This is a genomic window from Desulfosarcina sp. BuS5, from assembly GCF_028752835.1.
In the GTDB taxonomy this organism is placed as follows: Bacteria; Desulfobacterota; Desulfobacteria; order Desulfobacterales; family BuS5; genus BuS5.
Genome location: NZ_CP087952.1, coordinates 2755672 through 2770008 on the forward strand (window position 1 = coordinate 2755672; position 14337 = coordinate 2770008).

Here is a 14337-nt window from a genome sequence, read left to right on the forward strand (position 1 = left end):
TTAAGCATAATTTTTTGGACACTTTCCTTTTAAATAGGTGACGAACCAACTTCAATCTGTAATATTTTTCCAATCGGAATATAGGCGCTTAATGCATTCAATCTTTTACAAAATTGTTCCTGCGCTTTTCGGCGGCTTGGTTGTTGAAGAGGCTCCAATCGGACAACCACTCTGTCTGCTTCAGATTTGATCCATCCATGAGACTGAGTGATGGCATAAAACAAGTCCACATATTCATTTTCATTCGGGTAATGACACAATAACCAGTCAGTCATATCCTTACGCGCATTCCATAATGAAGCTGTAACAAAATCAAAAAGATTTTTTCCTTCATTATCAATCTTCTTAAAGGAATTATAATCCTCAAGAGTAGAAACATCCACCTTTTCAGGCAGTTGTTTTTTCTCATTGAGGAGCTTTGTGAGCTCTGCCTCTAACTGGCTTATTCCTGATTCTAAACAGGCTTTCAAGCTGTTTTCGCGCCTTGAGCCATCTTTGTTTAAAACTTCCTTAGTCCTTGAATTTTTTTTATGCTTTTTATCAAGCTTTTTACGTACGGTCTTAATTTCTTTCTCAATGGATTTGATAGCAGGATTTGCTATAAGCTGTTTATCGCTATCTAATGTTTTAAAGCCGGGGTGATAATGAAAAGGATGCCTGTCATGGAGGTGTTTAAATGTATTTTCAGAGGCACCCCAGCGGTTCAATATAGCTTGTGCGCATTGAAGAGTAGTTATAGGTCTGCCGTCATCCCATGCAAGACAGCATGTCCGACGGTTGCTGGTCTGATTCCAAAGATAAATTTTCCTGAGTTCAAAGGTTTTAGTTTTACCATTTTCCTCCAGGGTGAAGGTCTTTTCACCCTCGAAAATGCGGTATTTTTTGTTGTTCATCTCAAAGGATTCGTTAAAACAATCATCATCTAACTCCTTGAGTTTTTTTGAATCAACGTGTTTTTCCCAAGTAACAAAGGGAATTTTATCTTCAATAAGAGAGTTAAAAAATGGAGCGCCATACCCTTCTCTGTCAAAGACCATGATGGGAGGCTCTGTAAGTTCCTTGGCCCATTTTTTTTCAGTTCGACAATATGAGTTTTAAGATCGCCTTTTCCTTCTTGAATCTGAAAATCAACAATACGACCACTTTCATCGCATGTAACTATATTTGTTTGTCCCGGCATCATCATTTTGCGCTGTGTATTAAAGGCAAGATGAATTTTTCGTCTGCCTGTGTATGGAAGCAGATGCCCATCTGCAAACCATATACAGGTACTGACCTGGGGTGTCCAAAAACTCAGTTTTGTGGCTACTTTTTTTGCTTAACTTTTGGCCCTATCGTGAGTGCGATTAATATCTTGGCACATTGTTGGGGTCATGAAATGCAGCATTAAAATTATCTTCCCCAACCAAATCCCGGCATTCTTTGCACTCCTGCCATATCCCTGAATGGCTGTTATTGTACTGAAAATGACAGAGACTCTCGTGCTCGTGATGATATTGGCAATAATCTCCACCTTTTATAGATGCAAAAGAAGTGTCACAGCAAATCCATTGGTCACAACATTTTGTTTTTATTAAAGGAACAGAATCGTTTCCACAAAAGCTACAATGTTTGCCAGGGATTATTTTTGCTTGCAATCTATCATATGTCATTCAGGCACCTTCAATATTTTCAGTAAAATTTGCGTAGACCATAACAAAATGCCGTCAATAATTCAAAATTGCTGATTGAAAAAAATTATTATTCCCTATATATTCAAATATTTTAACCAAAAAGATGGTTATTGCTATGAGTAAAGTTTCAAAATTAAAAAAAGTAGAACTGCCTGGAAAGACAAAGCAGTTGATCGTACTCGTATAATTAAGTATCAGAAAGCTGAGCTGAAACGTACTAAAAATGAACGAAATAAATACAAGTCTGAACTCCGGAAAAATAGACAAGAATTAGAACAAGAACGTAAAAAGAACACATTGTCGGTTAATAGTAAGGAGGAATTGATTTTTATTTCTTTACGCCTATTTTTGGTCGGACACGTTGGATTCAGAGCAATATCAAGGATGTTTGGCATTTTACAAGCATACCTTGGGATAACCAAAACACCGTGCCCTCAAACGATCATTAACTGGGTCACCAGATATTCACTATCAAAAATCTGGAACTATAAAGGGCTTTCTTCTGTTTCTTTTGATATGGATAAGATTGTAAATGGTGCTATTTGGATGATAGATACCTCAATAGCATTGGGAGCTGATAAAATTCTTGCTATTTTGGAGCTTAGAACTGATCATTTTAAAAATCATGAAGGTGCTCCAACTCTTGAAAACATCAATTGTGTAGCAATTTCAGTGGCGAAATCATGGACTGGAGAATCCATTGCAAATTTTTTACAAAAGGTGATTCTCATCACCGGAAAACCTGCTGCATATTTGAAAGACGGAGGAATGGACCTCATGAAAGGTGTCAGACTCCTAAATGAAAGAGGATTTTCAAGTTTCTCCATTGATGATATTTCTCATGTTGTTGCCAATCTATTAAAAAAAGAATATACAAAACATCCTTCGTATGACTGTTTTATCTCTGCTTGCGGACAAGCCTCAAAAAAATTTAAGCAAACAGTACTTGCATTTTTTGCACCCCCAAAGGTTTCGACAAAAGCTCGATTCATGAATATTCATCGAATGGTGAAATGGGCTGAAATGGTTCTTAAGCACTCACCACGGGGGCGAGTTTCAAAGGACTCTGTAGTTTCAAAACTTAGGAATTATCTTGGTAAACTTCCTGAATATAAACAGTTTATCAAGCGATTTCTTCGTGATGCATCTCCTCTTTTAAAAAGCCAGGAAATTCTTAAAGCTCAAGGCTTGAATATGAAAACCTACAAAGAGTGCAAAGAACTTTTAAAAAATATCCCTCAAAGCTCTCAAGTACGTATCGGTTTTATTACCTGGATGGAAAAACAATTAATAGTCGCTGAATCATTGGGCATGGGCAATACTGGAATGCCTATTTGTTCTGATAATATTGAATCCCTGTTTGGACTTGGTAAAACACATGGTACAGGAGAAGTAAAAGATGCAAACCGAATTGCACTTCGTTTACCGGCTTTTTGCGGATCTGTGAATAGAGAATCCGTTCGGATGGCAATGGGCGTTACAGTAAAGGAACAACAGGAAGTTGAAAATAAGTTGTTGTCTTTAACTCGGCAGCGCCGAAAAATTTTACCAACCCCCGGAAGCCTTACAGATAGTTTGTCAACTGAGTTTGACTGTGGTTTAACTCTTCTACCGGTGCCAAAAAATGATGAAAAATCAAAAGATGTAACTGATATTACAGCAAATTTTGAACAATTAGGTGGGCCCGTAAATAAGTTTACAAAACAACCTTATGCGCCCAATAATGCCGAATATAATAACCGTGCCGCAGCTTAATAAGCATTTGTTTAACCACATTCAAATATAAATAATGGGTATTATCAACATGTTAATGCTTTGTTTATAAATGGAGCAAATTGACATACATAACTTATATTCTGAAGGGGGGGCCAAATCCTGAGCAAGCTAATTATGGGGATTTAGACACCCCAGTACTGACCAATCCGCCTAAAAGCTGTTGCTTAAAAAATAATTTACAAAGAGATGTGGAAAATCGTAAATTACAAGCTGCATAGAACCATTGCCAAACATCTCTTTTTGGGGGCAATTTATTGAGGCCCAAAATAAGCCCCGCTTCTTTCTGGTTAATATTTTTCAGTTGTTCTATGGATTTGATATTATTGGCGACCATCAACAAGAAAACTAAAAATATTTTATAGGCAGAACCAAAATAACCCATTATCAGCTTAAGCCATTGATTTGTACTAATTAAAACAATTAGATAAGGGAATATCCCTGCAAAACGAGTGAATTTCCAATCATGAAGGCTCTTAAATGGTTGTTCGTCTTTTGAAACAAGTTGTTCGCCGAATTCAAAATCAAGCTCCTGCTGTTTTTTTTGATTTTCTAATCGTTTAGCTTTTCTCTCTTTAGCGAGAATGACAGCCTTGGTGCCCTGTATGCGTTTGTGCTGCGTGCTCTTGCGATGTTGTTCAAGATTTTTGCCCATTTTGGGATTATATCCACCCAATAAGCCTTCTGTCCCAAATTTTTTTTTGCTCTCAATGTAATTGTGTATCGTTTGTCTGCTAATATTAAGGGCACCAGCCAATAAAGATTTATTCGCACCCAATTCAACGGCATCAACAACAAATATTTTTTTTGCCGGCTTGTCAGAAATATCAACCTTTTTAACAATGATATCGCGGTTTTTAAGGGTAATCATGTGCTTATTTCTTCTGTTAAAAACCAACGACAAATTTGCGCCAATCATTTTGGTGTTATCGTTTTTTTTCTTTGGTATATCTGGAAATAGTTGTTTTTGCATAATTGATACCTTAATGTGGTGTACGCAATGTGAATTTTTAATAAGGTATCACAAAAAAATATTTTTTACAAAATAAATTTACATTAAATAAAAGAAATAGTTAAAATAAAATAGGTTAAACATATGAATGTCCAACATTATGCTTGTCCAATAAATTACTGGAGAATAGTCTAACTACCTGAATAATAAGGCTTTACGCATTTCTATTCACTTTGTACGTTCCGAGGTCTGTATATAATAGAATGGCCGTCAAATTTTATGGTCTGCCTTCAGGCCGTAAAATCGAAAAGTTTTTGGTTTGTGGGATATGAAGTTTTATTCTGGATGTTTTATGTTTTTTTTTAGCGGATTAGATTTGGCACAAAATCAACGACATGTCATTATGGTGTCATAAAATATATATTTTATTGTAGCACCAAATCAACGAGGTAAAGGAAATTGTGTCTGTTGGAAGAATAGAAAAGCTGAAATAGCTTTTAGATTTATTTGATGTGGCATAGTCAGACAAAAATGTGGGCAAAAAAATCAGAATTGCTTTGATAATTTCTAACCGAAAATCTCTGCGTATTTTTCTTCAATCGCTTGAATTTCACTATCGGTTAGTTTTTCGAATTCTTTTTCACTTGCACGTTTTGATAGCTTTCCATCGTTTTGAGTAAGGAAGCGTATGAGCAAATCAACAAGTTTATCGGGCATATCAATATAGTTTTTGATGAATTCATTAAGAATATCATATTTTTTAAGATATGCAACTTCCTCAGGAAGCGTTTTATTTACAGTTTCTTCAACGCATTCAAAGAAAAACTCGGCCTGTTTCGTTGCATCAAAATAACGATATAGATTGATAGTCTCGTTTAGAACATCAACATTGTTTTTTTCTGTTGGTCGCCATTCGATAAAATCAAGCCTTGGCTTTGAAAAATGCTCCAATGTCTTTCTATATTCTTCTATCCGATCCAAAATAACAGCGGATACCGGAAATATTAATCCTTTCTGGACAAAACCTTTTTCAGCCAAGACATGGTGAAACAAATAGCGGTGAATCCTGCCATTTCCATCTTCAAAGGGATGAATAAAAACAAAACCAAAGGCAAGTATAGTGGCTAATAAAACAGCATCAAAATCATCCTTACAAAGAAGCTCATATGTATCGATAAGACCTGATAACAAGGTGCTTAAATCTTCAGCGCGAGCGGAAATATGATCGGGCATGGGCATACCCGTGCTGCGATCATGCTCACCAACAAAACCACTTTCCTTTCGTAACCCTGCTTTTATAAAGCGATTATCTTCAATAACAATTTGCTGTAAATACTCCAGCTCTGAAATGCTGAGTTTCCGCTGCCCAGCTTCACTTATCGCCCGTCCCCATCGCTCTATTCGGTTGTGTGGAGGGGTTTCGCCTTCGATTGTATAAGAAGCTTTTGAATCTTTCAGCAAAAGAAAAGCAGCAGCCCGGCTTAAAAGATCGGGGTGAGTCTGGCCGATATTTTTTATGGCTGTTTCTGATAGCTTCTCGCCAATACACTTTTCAAGTTTTTTCGTCTTTCGGATCAAAGGGCAAAAATTACGCGTCCCCGGCAAGTTATTACGAACCCGATGTCGCTTGGATGAATACGACTTTCCTTCATATTGTAATTTGCTATCAATAAGAGGGACAAAGTTTCCTGTTGTTGCGTCTTCAATATATAGTTGCTCATCACGCAACCATTCCCACAAAAACCACAGTCTTCGGCTATAGCTGCCCGTTGGTTCTGTACGAATAATTACCTGAATTTCTCTGGCTTCAATTTTTTGAAACAATGCATTGAGAACAGCCAGATCAACGCCCTCATATTTAAGCGCAAAGATCAAATGCCCATAAAGTGTGTCTTGCGGTTTATGGCGCGGTGTAAAAATATGCCAGCGCTCATGATCATATTTTTTATGTTTCGTGCCTATGGCACATAGAAAATCGGGAACAGGCACTTTCAAACCATGTGCTGAAATTAATGCAGAATATCCGGCTAAACTGTACCCCTCCTTCAAAGCTGAAAAACCATGAAAAACAGTTGCGCGCCGTGAATTTTGATTATAAATTACCATTTTTGTGAATTACTTTTTAAATTTTTTTTACCCATAGTGGCATGAAAAACGATTATTGTCCATGAAAATCAATTATAAAGTAATAAGTTCATGAATATTAATTACATAGAAAAACTAAAAACGCTGTCAACAACCCCTGAGCTAAAGATATCCTGACTTACCCAATGGTCATTGTTTGGTCATTCTCCAATACCGAAGTATCTACGGACGTTCACAACCTTCCAGAGCAACATCGGGTTCCGCGTAATACGATCCTGCACGTCTGCATCTGTTGTTAAGAATGACGGCTCTATTTTCCCCTTGGTAAGGATGCGGTCGAGAAACTCCATTTCCTGCGCAGACAAAGGATAGACTACTGCAAGCTGCTCCCGGCATTCACTCACCAGGCGCTGAACAAACATTGAAATATTTTCGCCGCCGGAGACAAAATTTTCACGGAGAACGGGAATCAGCATTCGCTTTAACTCCTCTGGATCAAAAGCAACGTCTTTTAGAGAAATTGTCCGCCAATCCTTTCGATTCAACGCCCCATAGACGACAAACGCGGTACGCAGACGCTTCTGATCCAGTTTAACGTTACAGAGCAATTGATGAGTATCAAATAGATCCCGTGCCTGGTGCCGGGCGAACAGAGCGGCCAGCTTTCCGGCAGCAAGTTCATGAATGTCAAGAACGGGAATATTTCTGGCCCGAAAGTCGCCAATGGCACGAAAATCGACAGATTGCACTTCCCAGAGTGGCTGCCTGAACATGAAGTTCAGATCAACTTCAAGGTTGCCTGACTGTCCTGTAAAGCTTTGATACTTCAGCCTCCATTTTCCCCCGGCGTGTTCAATCGGTATTCTTTTGACAGTAAATCCTTCTCTGTAAAACACCGCGCCAACCGCCTGCTCTACTTTGGGACGATCCGCCAGCATCTCCTCACGTTCGACCACGCCAATATAGTTAAGATCAATATCAACCGACAGCCGTGGAATATTGAACACAAACAGGTTCAATGCAGAACCACCTTTCAAAGCTAATTTCCCTTTGAGAAAAGGATGCGAATTCAACAAGTTCAACAGGTTTAGCAGATGGAATACTTTTTCGATTACATCGGCCCTGAAACCAGTTGATTCCGCAACCGGTAAAATCTCTGATGCTGAAAATATCACAATACTTCTCCCCAGGATTGATTCAGTATTTCGTCCGGAACTATCAAGTTCCATTTCTTAACCAATCGGCCACCTCGGCGCTTTTTGCTTATCAGATAATGAGGCCGCTGGGGACAGAACTTACGCAAAGGTTTCAGGTGGACATCATCAATCATCAGGGTTTCCTTATGCTGTTCCAGGAAAAATCCGACTTTTGCGGCGGTAGTCGCGTTTTCCAAAAGCAAGACATACTCGAAAACCTGGTCTATGTCGAAAAACTCCACAGATTCAAGAGACCTCCATATCTCTTCCCAACTTCCGGTCAATTCCGGCCGATCCAGCACATCTACAAGGGTTCTTTCAAGGCTGGTTACACGCAGTTTTACTCCGGAACGTTTGTGCCGGACGACACTAAACATCTCCTTGCCTTTAGCACGAAGCGATCGCGGCACGGGCACCCCCCTGATTTCATAAGACCGAAACCTGACAGGGAGAGCCCTCCGGGTGGTCAAATAGTGCAGTCTTGTGTAAACCGAGTATGCTTTTCCGTGGAATTCCAGAGCGGTATGGTAAGCAAGAACAGCATTTTTGGTTATTTTTGCGGTCAAAAGATAAGGATCAACCGGGCTTGAATCAGGTAAAGAGCCAAAAGGAACAACCGCATACAATCCGCGTCGAACAGGTATTATTCGGCCTTGTTTTCGATAGTATGTCAGAATCGCTTTACGGGTACTCGGCTTGCCGGAACCCTTCTCAGAGAGAAAAAGATCCAACTCCCCTACCGTAAACACATCGTGTTGTGATAGAAATTCTCTCAATTTCATAACCCAGTCTATTTGACTTCATGTCGATTTGATTGTAAATAATTTACGATTATCCCGCATGTTTGTCAAATAATTGTTCGCAGAATTTTTGACAGATGAGCAAGAGATAGGGATATTTTTTTAGTACCACCCCGCACTTGTGTCAAATTTTCTCCAATCTTAACTTTTGAGTAAAAGTTAAGATTGGGGGAAACCTGCATCTTTAATGATTTCGATAATTTAACCTCTATTTTTTCATTTACGGAAAAATTTGTTAAAAAAATATCTTAACTTTATATCATTTTTATGCTATATAGTTAAGATTATGATTCAGTTAAATCTTTTTGAACCAAGCACCATTAAATTTGATCATCTTGTGGCCGACACGGCCAGGCAGGCATATTATAAAGTTTGGCTGGAATCGCTGATGGGAAAATATCTGGTAAGAAAAGAGAGCGGGACAAAAAAATATACCCTGGATAAACGGATTTGGAAGTTTGACGATTTTGTGCAGGCTGAAAAATTTTATATCAGGAAAGTAAAGGAGAAAACCAATCCAAACCGGAAATCGAAACTCAAATATAATTTTGCAAAAAAGTAAGGAAGAGCGTTGAGCATAAAAAATCCCAACCATCCGGCAAAAGGAAGCCGGATTACAGTTGAGCCGATCAGGAACCTTGGGCATATCAAATCTATTAAAAAATTGATAATGGATAATCCGAGGAATTATCTTCTTTTTGTTTTGGGAATTAATAACGGGCTCAGGGCAGGGGATCTTCTCAAACTGAAGGTTAGGGATGTTAAAAATTTAAGGCCGGGCCAGTCGATTGCGATCCGGGAGAGCAAAACAGGGAAGAATAATATCCTGATGATTAACAAAACTGCTTACAAAGCCTTGCAGATATTTTTGGAGGGTGCCGGGATAGATAACGGGGAATATCTTTTTGCCAGCCGGAAGACAAAAAAGCCGCTTACGATTCAGTCGGTCAATGCCCTGGTTAAAAAATGGACAGGGGAAATTAATCTTTCCGGCAATTATGGGGCTCATACCTTGCGGAAAACATTCGGGTATATCCAGAGGACAGAGTTCGGGGTGGGGTTTGAGGTTCTGGCCAAACGGTTTAATCATACCAGTCCGGCTGTTACTATGCGATATTTGGGGTTGACGAGTAATGAGGTTAATGAGTTTTTAATGAATGAGATTTGAAGGACGATTCCGTTTTTGTAGTTTATTTCAGCAACTTATCATATCCAGCGTGAGTCCCAATCCAGAACCATAACAACCCCTCTTCCATTTCGATGGCAACGGCACGATGCTTTTTCCCTACTCGCACTGATCTGTAATTTCCAACTTTTTTAAAATGTAATGATGGATGCATCGAGTTTTCTTTGAGAATCTCAAAACTTTTATCTGCTAATTCTTTGATATGTTTTGGGAGCTTTTCGTATTCTTTCCAAAAAGAAGGGGAGCTGAAATGATTCATAGCTTTTTAAAATTCCCTTTCATGAAATCCGACACGGCTTTGTTGGCAATGCCGTCAAGTTCCCCTGAAGCCACATCTTTCTCAAATTGCCTGTCCCATTCTGATGCATCAAACTTTTCAAACCATGATCGAAATTCTTTAAGTTGCACTTCAGGTAATTCAGCTATTTCTTTTTTTATTTGTTGAACCAACATCATAATTTCACCTCACTTTCTTTCTGCCATAATCGCTTCTTTTCAGCGGGCGCGCGCGTTTTGCGCTCCGCTGCAAAAGCCTTGTTGTGTGCCGGGCACGGCACATGTTCTTAAAAGTGAGTCAAACGTATCATGCAGTAAATCGTTTGACAAGTCTTAGACCCAGCCGGATGGAGGCGAAGGGTGTAGCGGTATTACAACGGGGTATCGGTGACGGTGCTTCGGAAGGCAGTAGCCCTGCTGAGGCAGGGTACCGCGAAAGTACGGGGTGACGAACAGAAATCGAGTCAGGCGTGCATGAGTGGGACGAGCCTGCAACACAAGGCAAAGTCCTCTATCCATTATAAGCTCTGTCCGTATACTCGGCGCCCACGTATTGAAAGACATGTGTTTACCCCGGGAGGTCTTCCATATGCCTTTTGAGAAGTCGCGTGCGACGGAATTTTGGCTGAGAACAGGGCAACCTGCTCTGACCGCATGGGAGAAGTCAGCAGAGGGCATAGTAGCCGTAGGAGAAACGAGCCGTGGATACCACGAAGGACTCACCCCGGCGAAGGCCTGAACGGTGCCCGCACCGAATGGTACGGGTAAATGATAACGATAAGTAGGAGATGTGTACTTATGAACATAGCGCCACAGCAGTTGGAAATGTTCGCAGCGTCACAGTTTGCCGAAAGTCTGGGAGGTAGTCTCCGGCTCATGGAAAGAATCATTGAACGGAGAAATATGTTTAGAGCATTAAAGCGAGTCCGTGCCAATAAAGGTGCCCCTGGAGTTGATGGCATGACAGTTAATCAACTTGGCGGATACCTGAAACGGCACTGGCCCAAAATCAGGGAAGATTTGCTAAACAGTAAATACAATCCATTTCCGGTTAGGAGGAAAAAAATCGATAAACCGGACGGAGGAGTGCGTTTGCTTGACGTTCCAACGGTTCTGGACAGACTTATTCAACAGGCAACAGCTCAGATCGTAGAACAGATATGGGATCCGACCTTTTCAGAATTCAGCCATGGATTCAGACCGGGAAGATCACAACGTGATGCTGTACTACAGGCAAAGAGTTACCTGCTGGATGGGTATAAACATGTTATCGATATGAATTTGTCAAAATTTTTCGACAGAGTTAATCATGTCCGTATGATGAGCCGACTGGCAACAAAAATTCAGGATAAACGAGTATTGAAATTAATACGCAGATACCTGACAGCCGGAACAATGATAAACGGAGTTATTAACTACTCTGACGAAGGGACTCCGAAAGGAGGGCCTCTATCACCATTACTTTCCAACATAGTACTTGATGAATTGGATAAGGAATTGGAGGCAAGAGGACATAAGTTTGTCAGATATGCCGATGATTTGCTAAGATTCAAATAGTGTAACGCCTTACCCCCGAATCAATGACAAAATAATGTAACGCCTTGGCTGGATTTTATCCCGCCGCTTATCCAGCTGAAATTTAAAAAAGTACCCAGCTTATCCCGCCGCATTACCCGGCTTTTGAAATTATACTTGCAACGATCAAAATAACATGTTATCTGTCGAAAAAATTCGAAAAAGCTAAATTTACAGGATTTGCACTTTGTCTCCAATTGGAGACATTTTCTTTTTGTAGCCGCATTAATTACTCCTAAGTATTTTATTTCATTGGATAAATATTAACTGCCTTATGTTTTTCATTTTAGCGCTCTATGGCTAAAAATGAAATTTTATTTGATCGTTACAATATTTTGCAAATCTTCCTTTTTGCAATATTTTTCTAACCGACTGATTTCACAAAAGATAAAGATCCTACCTTAAAAAGGACCTCGAAAAAAAGCGTTACAGTATTTGAATCTTATCAATGATTTTATGATTTACTGTAAAAGCAATAAATCTGCCGAAAGAGTGAAAAAGAGTATTACGGGATTTATAACCTTAAAACTCAAACTCAAGGTAAACGAAGAGAAAAGTGCTGTCAGCCGTCCGTGGCTGCGCAAATTTCTTGGGTTCACATTCCTCAGCATGTATGATCAGACAAAGATCAGGATTCATTCAAAGACAATAGAACGTTTTAAAGAAAGAATCCGTGAACTGACCGACCGCAACTGCGGGAAAAGCCTGAATCAGATAATAGAGAAACTGAATTTGTACCTCAGAGGATGGTGTTAAGTTTCACGATAAATTGAACAAAAAAAGGGGAAAATTTTCAAATTAATTTGACCAGTTTAAAAATTTTTCATTTTATTTGGCTCATCATTTTGAGTAATTCAATCCCGAATTCTTTGATGAAAGAAAGAAAAAAAAAGCTTAATATATTTTGGCATGCCGTTCGTTTTTGTCGCAAAGTACATTATTATGTAAACTTAATTGAACCTAAATATATCAATTAGTGTGAAAATTCCAAAATCTATGACTCTTTCCCCTCTACCCCTTGGAAGGGGGGGGGTGTGTCTTTTAAAAAGTTTTAAAAACAGTAAAAAATGTAACAAAATTTATCTCAAATAAAATGAAAAAATCTAAGTTTGGTCAATTTAATTAGGAAATTAATGCCAGAATAATGTGCAACTTAACAATGGTGGAATTATTACCGCCTTACTGAAACGAGGTATATATTCAAAGCCTTGAATAGCTGGATAATCAGGCGACTACGGTGTATTGTCTGGAAACAGTGGAAGAACCCAAGAACGAAAGTGCGAAACCTGGAAAAACTTGGAATTGCTCATAGGCAGGCTGTAAGTTGCGGGAATGCCCGCAAGAAACACTGGCATATGAGCAGAGTTAAGTGGGTGGTTATTGCTCTGCCAAAAGAATATTTCTTCTATAAAGGATTATTCCTGCCTGGAAATTGAACCTTCTTGATCAGCCGAACCGCCGTATACGCGATCCGTATGTACGGTGCTGTGGGAGGGGCGCTTAGTAATGGGCGTCCCTATCCCTATAGCCCTTTGACAAGTCACAACACGGCATCTGCTCGATGCAACAGAAAATATAAACCTATTGATACAAACAATGCCACATAGCCCATTATAAGGAATCTTGCAGTAAAGATAGCTGTATTATTTGTATCTTCATGTGTAACGTATATTTTGTAGGCTATAAGATTTGCCAACGAACCAAATAAGCTACCAAACCCACCTGCATTTGCACCCCATAATAATGCTTGCCAATTCAATGTAAATTTTGCAAACAATAACGTTGCTGGAACATTGCTCATGACTTGGCTTGCTAAAGCTGATAATAGAAAAATATGCTCTGAATGGCTTATTTCAGAAGCCAGTATAGCCCTTAGATTGTCAGCAATAGCCAAAAAGAACAGGAAGCTGAAAAGTAATGCGTAATCAACGCGCAGGGCTTTTCGGTCAAATATGAGCGCAAAAAGGATGACAACAACCCCAGTCAAAACAGGAAGAACATGAAAGACTGTTAGAAGAACAATAACAAGCAACACCCCGTAAATATAGGATTTTTTATTGATTTTCTGTGCTTGTCTTTTTTGTAAATCGTTTCGCACCTTAACAAAAAGAGAAGAAACGATTAATAACCCAAGAAAAACTAAAGAAAACGGAGCAATTATTTTTATAAATGTATCAGGAGGGACATCATAGAACCAATAAATGAAAAGATTCTGAGGGTTACCAATGGGTGTAAATGCAGAACCTGAATTGGCGGCTAACGCTTCCAAAATTACCAGAATATCTTTTCGATTGATGTTAAGTGATAACGTAAGCGGAACAATGACTATTAAAGCAATATCGTTTGTTACCAACATAGACAGAAAAAAAGTTGTTAGCACCAATTTTAATGGTATGGCTTTTCCTTTTTCTATGTTTTGAGCGATTTGTAATATGAATCCAGTTTTCTGTAAGCCATTCACTACAACAAACAATGCAAACAGGATGAACAACACTTGCATTTCATTGATTGAGTAGACTGGAAACCGTTTTGTATAAAAAGCCGTCAGAGCCAAACCAACGCCAGATGCAATTACCAGCCATTCTTTCAAAATAAAATCAATGAATGTTGCTTGATTCTTCAACAATACTCCCATTTTCTAGTATGAGGGCTAATCGCGGTGCTGACCGGCACCGGGGGCCGCACAAGCAAGCGTAGCTTGATTGTGCGGTTTACGGTGTCCGGTCAAGCTCCTTGTTCCGGCGCAAGCGCCGGGGCAAGGAGCTGGACTGAGGTGTCTAAATCCCCATAATTAGCTTGCTCAGGATTTGGCCCCCCCTTC

The 14337-nt window shown here is 39.4% G+C and carries 14 protein-coding genes and 1 pseudogene; 6 read left to right on the top strand and 9 right to left on the bottom strand.

Features of this window, described 5'->3' with window-relative positions; translation table 11 throughout:
• Nucleotides 1-29: 29 nt before the first annotated feature.
• Together BuS5_RS13540 and BuS5_RS13545 are read right to left on the bottom strand one after the other, a co-directional pair.
• On the bottom strand, nt 30-1037 hold the full coding sequence (locus BuS5_RS13540; RefSeq protein ID WP_274427733.1) for a putative transposase: 1008 nt from the start codon (nt 1035-1037) through the stop codon (nt 30-32).
• A gap of 309 nt (nt 1038-1346) precedes the next feature.
• Nucleotides 1347-1652 carry a hypothetical protein gene (locus BuS5_RS13545; protein WP_274427706.1) on the bottom strand — a complete coding sequence of 102 codons (306 nt, stop codon included), beginning with the start codon at nt 1650-1652 and terminating at the stop codon, nt 1347-1349.
• A 405-nt stretch (nt 1653-2057) separates the two neighbouring features.
• On the opposite strand from BuS5_RS13545, the gene BuS5_RS13550 reads away from it, so the two are divergent.
• On the top strand, nt 2058-3428 hold the full coding sequence (locus BuS5_RS13550) for a hypothetical protein (RefSeq protein WP_274427715.1): 1371 nt from the start codon (nt 2058-2060) through the stop codon (nt 3426-3428).
• A gap of 133 nt (nt 3429-3561) precedes the next feature.
• Here the strand turns inward: BuS5_RS13550 and BuS5_RS13555 are convergent, their stop codons facing one another.
• The 4 genes from BuS5_RS13555 to BuS5_RS13570 form a co-directional block, all read right to left on the bottom strand.
• Nucleotides 3562-4224, bottom strand: coding sequence for a hypothetical protein (locus tag BuS5_RS13555; RefSeq protein WP_274427734.1), 663 nt, complete (start codon nt 4222-4224; stop codon nt 3562-3564).
• Nucleotides 4225-4965: 741 nt separating this feature from the next.
• Nucleotides 4966-6504: a Fic family protein gene (locus BuS5_RS13560; RefSeq protein ID WP_027354964.1), complete on the bottom strand. Its 1539-nt coding sequence runs from the start codon at nt 6502-6504 to the stop codon at nt 4966-4968.
• A 179-nt stretch (nt 6505-6683) separates the two neighbouring features.
• Nucleotides 6684-7712: a nucleotidyl transferase AbiEii/AbiGii toxin family protein gene (locus tag BuS5_RS13565; protein WP_084446268.1), complete on the bottom strand. Its 1029-nt coding sequence runs from the start codon at nt 7710-7712 to the stop codon at nt 6684-6686.
• Entirely contained in the window at nt 7655-8455 is an 801-nt protein-coding gene (locus BuS5_RS13570; RefSeq protein WP_274427735.1) for a type IV toxin-antitoxin system AbiEi family antitoxin domain-containing protein, read from the bottom strand. The genes BuS5_RS13565 and BuS5_RS13570 overlap by 58 nt, the downstream gene beginning before the upstream one ends.
• A gap of 310 nt (nt 8456-8765) precedes the next feature.
• Between BuS5_RS13570 and BuS5_RS13575 the strand changes: the two genes are divergently transcribed.
• Nucleotides 8766-9041: a hypothetical protein gene (locus BuS5_RS13575; protein ID WP_274427736.1), complete on the top strand. Its 276-nt coding sequence runs from the start codon at nt 8766-8768 to the stop codon at nt 9039-9041.
• 9 nt (nt 9042-9050) lie between these two features.
• Complete coding sequence (locus BuS5_RS13580; RefSeq protein ID WP_274427737.1) at nt 9051-9647, top strand: tyrosine-type recombinase/integrase; 597 nt, start codon at nt 9051-9053, stop codon at nt 9645-9647.
• Nucleotides 9648-9669: 22 nt separating this feature from the next.
• On the opposite strand, the gene BuS5_RS13585 is transcribed toward BuS5_RS13580, so the two are convergent.
• Nucleotides 9670-9924 carry a hypothetical protein gene (locus tag BuS5_RS13585; protein ID WP_027354959.1) on the bottom strand — a complete coding sequence of 85 codons (255 nt, stop codon included), beginning with the start codon at nt 9922-9924 and terminating at the stop codon, nt 9670-9672.
• On the bottom strand, nt 9921-10121 hold the full coding sequence (locus BuS5_RS13590; protein ID WP_027354958.1) for a hypothetical protein: 201 nt from the start codon (nt 10119-10121) through the stop codon (nt 9921-9923). Before BuS5_RS13590 ends, BuS5_RS13585 begins: the two co-directional genes overlap by 4 nt.
• 618 nt (nt 10122-10739) lie before the next feature.
• On the opposite strand from BuS5_RS13590, the gene BuS5_RS13595 reads away from it, so the two are divergent.
• The 3 genes and pseudogenes from BuS5_RS13595 to BuS5_RS13605 form a co-directional block, all read left to right on the top strand.
• Nucleotides 10740-11498 carry a reverse transcriptase domain-containing protein gene (locus BuS5_RS13595; RefSeq protein ID WP_274427738.1) on the top strand — a complete coding sequence of 253 codons (759 nt, stop codon included), beginning with the start codon at nt 10740-10742 and terminating at the stop codon, nt 11496-11498.
• A gap of 453 nt (nt 11499-11951) precedes the next feature.
• A complete protein-coding gene (locus BuS5_RS13600) occupies nt 11952-12272 on the top strand; it encodes a group II intron maturase-specific domain-containing protein (RefSeq protein WP_274427739.1) in 321 nt (106 codons plus the stop codon).
• A 416-nt stretch (nt 12273-12688) separates the two neighbouring features.
• Nucleotides 12689-12952 (top strand): annotated as a pseudogene (locus BuS5_RS13605) (group II intron maturase-specific domain-containing protein); the annotation flags it as partial.
• A 104-nt stretch (nt 12953-13056) separates the two neighbouring features.
• Here BuS5_RS13605 and BuS5_RS13610 read toward each other — a convergent pair.
• Entirely contained in the window at nt 13057-14139 is a 1083-nt protein-coding gene (locus tag BuS5_RS13610) for an SLC13 family permease (protein ID WP_027355138.1), read from the bottom strand.
• Nucleotides 14140-14337: the final 198 nt, after the last annotated feature.